At 59.7% G+C, this 8177-nt stretch carries 9 protein-coding genes; 2 read left to right on the plus strand and 7 right to left on the minus strand.

All coding sequences use genetic code 11. From position 1 onward, the window contains the following. From VGP75_RS00930 to VGP75_RS00955, 6 genes are all read right to left on the minus strand, one after another. Positions 1 to 794 (minus strand): nitrogenase component 1 (locus VGP75_RS00930; protein ID WP_327541856.1); only part of this gene is annotated, 794 nt, incomplete at its 3' end. Further along, on the minus strand, positions 784 to 930 hold the full coding sequence (locus tag VGP75_RS00935; RefSeq protein ID WP_327541857.1) for a hypothetical protein: 147 nt from the start codon (positions 928 to 930) through the stop codon (positions 784 to 786). The genes VGP75_RS00930 and VGP75_RS00935, both read right to left, overlap by 11 nt. After that, complete coding sequence (locus tag VGP75_RS00940; protein ID WP_327541858.1) at positions 917 to 1921, minus strand: chlorophyllide a reductase iron protein subunit X; 1005 nt, start codon at positions 1919 to 1921, stop codon at positions 917 to 919. Before VGP75_RS00940 ends, VGP75_RS00935 begins: the two co-directional genes overlap by 14 nt. Next, positions 1918 to 2856: a chlorophyll synthesis pathway protein BchC gene (gene bchC, locus VGP75_RS00945; RefSeq protein WP_327541859.1), complete on the minus strand. Its 939-nt coding sequence runs from the start codon at positions 2854 to 2856 to the stop codon at positions 1918 to 1920. Before bchC ends, VGP75_RS00940 begins: the two co-directional genes overlap by 4 nt. 110 nt (positions 2857 to 2966) lie before the next feature. Further along, positions 2967 to 4115, minus strand: a complete 1149-nt coding sequence (locus tag VGP75_RS00950) for a methyltransferase (protein ID WP_414727748.1) — start codon at positions 4113 to 4115, stop codon at positions 2967 to 2969. Next, complete coding sequence (locus VGP75_RS00955) at positions 4115 to 4996, minus strand: polyprenyl synthetase family protein (RefSeq protein ID WP_327541860.1); 882 nt, start codon at positions 4994 to 4996, stop codon at positions 4115 to 4117. Before VGP75_RS00955 ends, VGP75_RS00950 begins: the two co-directional genes overlap by 1 nt. 84 nt (positions 4997 to 5080) lie before the next feature. Here VGP75_RS00955 and crtD point away from each other — a divergent pair, with 84 nt between their 5' ends. Both crtD and crtC read left to right on the plus strand, forming a co-directional pair. After that, the gene (crtD, locus tag VGP75_RS00960; protein ID WP_327541861.1) at positions 5081 to 6634 is read left to right on the plus strand and encodes a 1-hydroxycarotenoid 3,4-desaturase CrtD; all 1554 of its coding nucleotides are present in this window, start codon (positions 5081 to 5083) and stop codon (positions 6632 to 6634) included. Between the two features lie 14 nt (positions 6635 to 6648). Then, complete coding sequence (gene crtC, locus VGP75_RS00965) at positions 6649 to 7476, plus strand: carotenoid 1,2-hydratase (RefSeq protein WP_526025493.1); 828 nt, start codon at positions 6649 to 6651, stop codon at positions 7474 to 7476. 41 nt (positions 7477 to 7517) lie between these two features. Here the strand turns inward: crtC and VGP75_RS00970 are convergent. After that, positions 7518 to 8177, minus strand: a 660-nt coding sequence (locus tag VGP75_RS00970) for a class I SAM-dependent methyltransferase (protein WP_327541862.1), incomplete at its 5' end; no start/stop codon positions are given.

The raw sequence follows: 8177 nt of genomic DNA on the forward strand, positions 1-8177 counted from the left end.
GCAAGGCCCATGGGGGCCAGCATCGCGCCGATCATCATGGGATCAGCAGGGAACATCTCGCCCAGCAAGGCCACATTTGGACGGTCGGATTTACCACCCACAGGGCGGGCAACGGGGCCTGCCTTAATCTCTGCGCGCGCGTATTGCAGCATCGCACCCGCCAGCACATCCTTGGCCTCGGCGTGGGTCGGGATACCGAAACCGGGCACGTCGATGCCCACGATCCGTACGCCGTTAATCTCTTTGGGCAGCAACCGCAGGGGCACACCGGATGCGGTGGGCACACAAAGGTTCGTTACAACAATCGCGTCATAGCGGTCAGGATCGGCCATATCGTGGACACTCTCGCGGATGTCCTCGAAAAGTTTACCTGTCACCAATGTCTCGGAATTGAACGGAACATAGCCGACAGACCGGCGCGCCCCGTAAAAATGCGAAACAAACGTGAGACCGTATACACAACAAGCCGAACCGGACAGAACCGTGGCCACACGCTTCATCCGAAGGCCTACACGCAAAGACCCGAACGCAGGGCACATGCTCTGCGGTTGATCGTGGGGTCCTTGCGGATAATCCTTCGCATATTGATCAAGGATCTCGGATTTGCCCGCGGCACGCGCGGCAGCCTCCATTGATCCCGCACTTGCGGTGCAACCACCCTCAAGCGCTGTTGCCTGCTGGGACGCGGCCAAAACTTCAGACGCCTGCTCACGGGCCACGCCTTCGATGATCTGGACCTGCCCAGCATCATCATAGCCAACCTCATAGCCTTGGGTGTCAGTCTCATGCGTCATATTTGACAGGCTCCTTGGCGGCAGGTGCCGCCATCATAATATCGCGCAGAAGGCGTTTCATCTGTGCGGGGGTGGCGCGGGCAAGCATCTCTTGCACTTCGCGCTCGACATTTTTGCGGGCGTCAGGCGTCGTCATAGATCACCTCCAGGCTCTCTTTCGGTTGGGCGTTCTTGCCGCGCATGTCGACATCGGTGGCGGGCACAAGTTGATAGTCGCCGCCGGTGTCTTTGGCGTCGAACAGACCCAGCAGTCCATCTTGATCAAGCGGGTTCGGGCGCACAGGCGGGGCAATGCCCACGGCCTCGGCCAACCCTTCAAACATTGGACCCCATTCGCTTTGATGGGTGCCAACGATCTGATAGTTCGCGCTTTTCTTTCTCAGGTCATCGTTTTGCGGGATTGCAGCAAGGACAGGTATGCTAACAGCTTCGGCGAAAGCCTGCGCTTCTCCTGTGCCGTCATCTTTGTTGATGACAAGTCCAGCGACCCCAACGTTGCCACCCAGTTTTCGGAAGTATTCGACCGCCGAGCAGACATTGTTAGCAACATAAAGCGATTGGAGATCATTTGAGGCAACCAAGATAACTTTCTGCGCCATATCGCGCGCAATCGGCAGGCCAAAGCCGCCACAAACAACATCGCCAAGGAAATCCAGAAGGACATAATCAAAGTCCCAGTCGTGGAAGCCCAGCTTTTCAAGTAATTCAAACCCGTGGATGATCCCGCGACCACCACAGCCACGACCCACTTCCGGGCCACCCAGTTCCATCGCGAAAACACCGCCGCGTTTGAAGCAGACATCGCCGATGGCAACCTCTTCGCCCGCAAGTTTCTTCTTTGCGGATGTTTCGATAATCGTGGGGCATGCTTTGCCACCAAACAGCAGGCTGGTGGTATCGGATTTCGGGTCACAGCCGATGAGCAAAACGCGCTTGCCCATCTCGGCCATCATATGGCTAAGGTTGGCCAGCGTGAAAGATTTGCCGATCCCGCCCTTGCCGTAGATCGCGATGATCTGGGTCTTTGATGTGGGTTCGCCCTGAGGCACTTCGAGCGTATGCTCCTCATTGGCCTCGTCACGCAGACGCTGGTCGAAATCCTTCAGATTTGGAATTTCATCTTTCATGCGGTTCCCCAATTCAAAATCATTTTCAGGCAGGCCGGATCAGTGAACGCCGTTTCATAGGCTGTCCCTGCGGCTTCTGCGGGCTGTTGGTGTGTGATCAAGTCGGCAAGCTCTAACGTGCCCGCCTCGACCAAGGCTTTGGTGGCAACCATATCGTCCGCCGCCCATTCCGCACTGATGCGAAAACGCGCCTCTTTCATGAACGCCGGTGGAAATGCGAATTGCAGGGGCGCGGTATAGAACCCCGCCAGAACAATCTCACCACCCTTGGCGATGCGGCCAATCCAGTCGTTCAACAGATCGCCACGACCTGAGGCATCATAGACGGACTTGTAATCGCGGCGGCTGTCTTGCTCGGGTGTCGTCACCTCATACCCGCGGGCACCGCCCATGCGGATCGGGTCAACTTCCCACACCGTCGGCGCAGGCGCTCCCGATGCAATGGTCAGTCGCGCCAGAAGACGGCCCAGCACGCCGTGGCCGATAATCAGATCAGGCACAGCCTTGTTCGGGCCTGCCATCGCATGACGCGCCGTCGCGGCCAAAGCGAGCAAAGCACCCGCAGCGCCAAGACCCCGATCAATACGGGTCACGCGTGATGCTTTGGTAACCAGCGTTTGCGCCGCTGCCCCGAACAACCCGAAGGCTCCCTCATAGCAACTCGCGCCGGGCACAAAAACGTGCTCGCCCACGCGGTAACCGCTATCGGCACCCGCCTCGATCACTTCGCCAGCGGCTTCATATCCGGGGATCAATGGATAGCCCATGCCGGGGAATGGCGGCATCTCACCGGTCCAAAAAAGCTTTTCCGTCCCTGTGGAGATGCCGGAATGCTTGATCGCGACCACGATATCGTCCGCCACGGGGGGAACGATTCCCACCTGATCAAGCGCGAGCTTTCCTGGCGCTGATAGAATGACGGCCTTTGTTTCCAACGCTTTTCTCCCCAGTGCACGGCTTTGGAACATTCCAAATCACAACACTCTGTCCTGTCCTAGTTTAGCCTTACAGATCAAAGTGTCAATTTATTTAGACATATAAAGTGTCAACTTTTCCTTACACCCGTCACAATGGATGTAATAAAGGCGCGGCGCGGCTTTGGCGTTTGCACGTCTGCAAAGCCCGCCTGCGCCAACAGAGCCGCAATCTCAGCCTGAGAGCGCGCCCGTCCGGTGCGCATCGCCATGCAATAAAGGGCAAAATAGGCATCACCCGCGCGCTGCGGGCTATCCCCTCCGGTCATGGGTTCTGACACCAGGATCCGGCCACCTTCTGGCAGCGCATCATGCACCGCTTTCAGCAAGGCGATCACAGTTTCATCGGCGTGATCGTAAAGGACACGGACCAAACTGATGATATCGGCGCCCTGCGGCAAAGGATCATCACGAAAAGAGCCGGGAACGATTGTGGTACTGTCACGCAAACCCGCCGCATCAAAACGCTCTGCCGCAGCAGGGGCCACAGCCGGCAGATCAAAAAGTGTCAGATGCAGATGCGGATGCGCGGCACCGACAGCGGCAAGAAAGGCCCCCGTGCCACCACCCACATCGAGGATATTTTTACTTTCGGAAAGCCCGACCATCGCAAGCGTGTCTTCCGCAACAAGCGCCTGGCTATCCGCCATCAGCTGGGAATAAATCGCTGTTGTCTCTGGATCAGTCGCACCGCCAGCGCCGAACACATAGGGCCAAAAATCTGCAAGCTCGGTCGCAACCTCACCCCGAAAAAAGGCAACAGGATCAGCCAGATCGCGGTAAAGCACATCATGGTGGTCAATCATCCCGCGCAAGCCGGGCACGCCCGCCAGGGCCGCGCCCCGTGTCGTCAGCGCATAGTGCCCCGAACGACGCCGCTTCAGAAGGCCGATCGCGACAGATGCAGAGAGCAGGACCACAAGACGGTCTTTTGGGATATCCAGTTCATGCGCCAAAGCTTCGGCGCTCATTTCATTGGCCAACAGAAGCGCGGCCATGTCAAAACGGACGAAGGCCTGCAAAATCTGGCTATGGCAAAAGCCCGCCACCAGATCGAACATCGCCTCACCTTCGGTTCGTACGATACGGCGGGTCAGCGGAAAGCGGGCTGCCCAACGTTGAAAACCCCGCGACGCGACCAAACGGGTCAATCGCCCCGCAGGCCGCATCGCCCCACGCGGCAACGCAGGCTTTTGCAGGGGGGCATCAACGTCTTTCATTATTCGCCGGGGACGGTAGATCTGCCACGTGCGCCAGCAGGCACCAGCTTGTCGGCATAAGCGCGCACCATCTGCGCGAGGGCCGCTTCGCCGGGACAGGCAGGAATAGAGGAAATCGCACCACCGAGAATATCGTCGAAACGCTTTACAGCACCCGCAACACCGTAAGAGGCCACCGCATTGGGCCGACCGTGCAGATCATCCTGACCGGCCGGTTTGCCCAGAGTACCCTCATCGCACAGCGCATCGCGCAAATCATCCGCGACCTGAAACGCCTCGCCAATGCGCGCACCCAGTTCTTCCCAAGGTTCGGCCTCTTGCCCCGCAGCCACAGCGCCCATTTGCGTCGCGGCAATGAACAAGGCACCGGTTTTGGCCTGATGGTAAGCGGACAAATCAATGTTGTCTTCGCTTTCCCAGCCTTGGCCTGCGCAAATGCCAAAGGGCATCCCCGTGCGGGTGCCCAGAATATCAATCAAACGCAGCGCGCGCGCAGGCATATCGCCCGCAGCACGGGCCAGCACCTGAAATCCCATAATGATCAGGCTATCGCCCGCAAGCACCGCCAAAGGTTCGGAATAGGCCCGATGCAACGCCGGTTTCCCGCGCCGCATATCGGCATCGTCAAAGCAGGGCAGATCGTCATGCACAAGGCTCGCGCAGTGGATCACTTCAAGGGCGACCGCCGCGGCATTAGTCAATTCAGGGCGGTCATCGCCACAGGCCATCGCCACAGAGGTCAGGATCGTCGGCCTGATCCGCGCGCCACCCGGGGTGACCGCATATTCCAGCGCCGCCGCCAGTTTCGCCGGCGCAACACCACCCTGGCCTGCCTTGATGGCCGCTGCCATGGTCGCGTCAATCCGTTCCGAGATTCTCATGGACGTCTCCTTTGCAATCTATAGTGTCTATTTTAGTTTACATATGTCAATGTAAATCAAACGTAACAAAAGACTCAGGGCCGGATGAAAGCGGATTCCCCCAAAATTGTTGTTGTCGGCGCCGGAATCGGCGGATTGGCCGCTGCACTGCGGCTGGCCCATCAGGGTTGCAATGTGACGGTGCTGGATATGCACAGCGCCCCGGGCGGCAAAATGCGCACGGTCGCTTCAGATGCCGGGCCGGTCGATGCAGGCCCGACTGTCCTGACGATGCGGCCGGTGTTCGAGGGGCTGTTCGCCGATGTGGATGAGGTCCTCAGTGACCACCTCACGCTTGAACCGCTGACCACACTCGCGCGGCATTACTGGGACGACGGCACAATGCTTGATCTTGACGCCGATCCTGCGCAAAGCCTTGCCAATGTGACTGCCACCTTCGGACCGAAAGCAGGACAGGAGTTCGCGGCCTTCTCGGCCCGCGCCAAACGCCTGTTTGATGCTTTCGATGCGCCGATGATGCGCACGCCCGAACCCGACCAATGGGCGATCACGAAAACCGTGCTGCGCCAGCCCGGCCTGATCCCTGCCATGGCCCCGCACCGCACCTTGGCCGGATTGCTGCAACACTCGTTTCGCGATCCGCGCCTTGCACAGCTTTTCGGCCGTTACGCCACCTATGTCGGCGGCTCACCCTATGCCTCGCCCGCTATTCTGGCGCTGATCTGGCAGGCCGAGGCACAAGGCGTCTGGTCCGTGAAGGGCGGGATGCATCAACTGGCGCAAACCATTGCCGGACTGGCGCAAGCACGTGGCGCAACCTTCCACTACAACACGCCCGCCACGCGGATCACGCGGCAGAACGGGCGGATCAATGGTGTGCAAACCGCCACAGGACACTTTCCCGCAGATATGGTGCTGTTCAACGGCGATCCGCGCGCACTGGAAACCGGTCTCCTTGGCGAGGGCGCGAAAGACGCGGTGCAGCCAAAACACACAACACCCCGCAGCCTGTCGGCCTTTGTGCACGCCTTTGCCGCTGTCCCTGACGGTGTCGCACTCAAACATCACACCGTGTTTTTCGGGCACGATCCCAAAGCCGAATTCAAAGCGCTCGCCAATGGCGAAATGCCCACCGACGCCACCCTCTATCTTTGCGCACAGGATCACGGGGCCGTCGCACCCGACGCCCTGCAACGGTTCGAGATCATCATGAACGGCCCGCCTGTGCCGCGCGCCCCTGAAAAGGAAAAACCCCCATGTCAGACACAGATTTTCAAGCGTTTCCGCGCCTTCGGTCTGACCTTCAGCCCGACGCCGGGGCCGGAGGCGCTGACCACGCCGCAGGGGTTCGACGCGCTGTTTCCAGCGAGCCTCGGTTCCCTTTACGGGCGGAGCCCGCACGGCATGATGGCCGCTTTCAAACGCCCGACGGCACGCACGCCGCTGCCGGGGCTTTACCTCTGCGGGGGCGGGACGCACCCGGGAGCGGGGGTGCCGATGGCGACGCTCTCAGGCCAGCACGCGGCCGCGGCGATCATGACGGACCATGCTTCCACCTTGATGTCCCGCCCAACGGCTACGCGTGGTGGTACATCGACGGAATCAGCGACTGTGGGACGAAAGCGGTCTCTGTCATAGGGTTCATCGGATCGGTGTTTTCACCGTGGTATGCGTGGTCGGGGCGCCGCGACCCCGCCAACCACTGCTGCATCAACGTAGCCACCTATGGACCGGGCGGGCGGTTCACGATGACGGACCGCGGGCGTGCAGCGCTGCACACAACACCCGACACGTTTCAGGTGGGGCCTTCGTCGATGCATTGGACGGGCCGCGATCTGGTGATCGACATCAACGAGATCAGCAGCCCGCCCCTGATCAGCCGCGTGCGGGGGCAAATTACGATCACGCCCCATGCGATGACTAACGTGGAATTGCCGCTGACACCTGACGGCGCGCATATCTGGCGGCCCTTCGCGCCGTCGTCCGACATCAAGGTCGAACTGGAAGCAAAAGGCTGGCAATGGTCCGGCCACGGCTACTTCGACGCCAATTTCGGCACAAGGTCACTGGAAGAGGATTTCAGCTTCTGGACATGGGGCCGCTATCCGACCAAAGCAGGTGCGACCTGTATCTACGACGCCGTGCGCCGCGATGGCTCAACGCTCGACACCGCGATCGCCTTTGACAGTGACGGGCGCGCGAAAATCGTCGATGCGCCACCTAGGACACGCTTCAAACGCTCTCTCTGGCAGGTCATGCGCGAAACCCGCGCCGATCCGGGCGTTGTTCCGAAACAAGTGCTGCCCATGCTGGACGCGCCATTCTATTCGCGGTCCGCAGTGCAAACCCAACTGAACGGCGAAGTGGTGACAGGCGTGCATGAAGCGTTGGACCTGAACCGGTTCCGCTCACCACTTCTCAAGCCCATGCTGGCAGTCAGAGTGCCAAGGCGGGCGGGGTGGCCGCGTGATGCAGGCTAAGGCAGCATAAGGCGCCCGTCCGGCTTGGCGTGCTGCCGTGGTCAGTTGTGGTTCTTGTGAATCACAAGCGTCGGAAGCCCCGTTTCCGGACACTGCGACACGATTGCACCGTATGTGTCTTTCATCTCGTTGATAAAGGCCGTGCCTTTTTCACGGTTTTCCTGATCCTTGCCTGCAGGCGGGTTCAGAACCAGCCCGACCGACCGCCTTGCGATCACAAGCAGGTCAGCGACAATCTGGTGCCACTCCGCGACCGCGCCATAAGCATCAAGGGCTTGATGCACCAACACGATGTCAAAACTGTCAGGTGCAAAACCATAGGGGCGCGCGCGCCCGTCAAAATGCTGACACGCGACCCCCAATGCCTTGTGAATTCCGGCATATGATGTGCCAAGCGGGTTCTTTGCGTCCTTATCCAGATAGTCATAGGATTTCACGTTGTGCCCATAACGCGAAAGGACATCAAAAATCCCGCAGGCCCCACATGACAGCTCAAGCACGTCTTGCGGCGGCGCTTCACCCAGCAGTTCGGGAAACATCGTCCAAAGGCGTGCATATTCACGCAGGCCGTTTAATCCGCGGTATTGATACTTGATCGGAAGCCGTGCTGCTAGCCGGTCCATGATCCCGATCTCATAGGGCGTCATGATCTCGGCCAGCACAGTATCAGGCTCGGGTCCGTTCGTGTCGAGCCACTTGGC

The organism is Yoonia sp., assembly GCF_036007805.1.
GTDB lineage: Bacteria > Pseudomonadota > Alphaproteobacteria > Rhodobacterales > Rhodobacteraceae > Yoonia.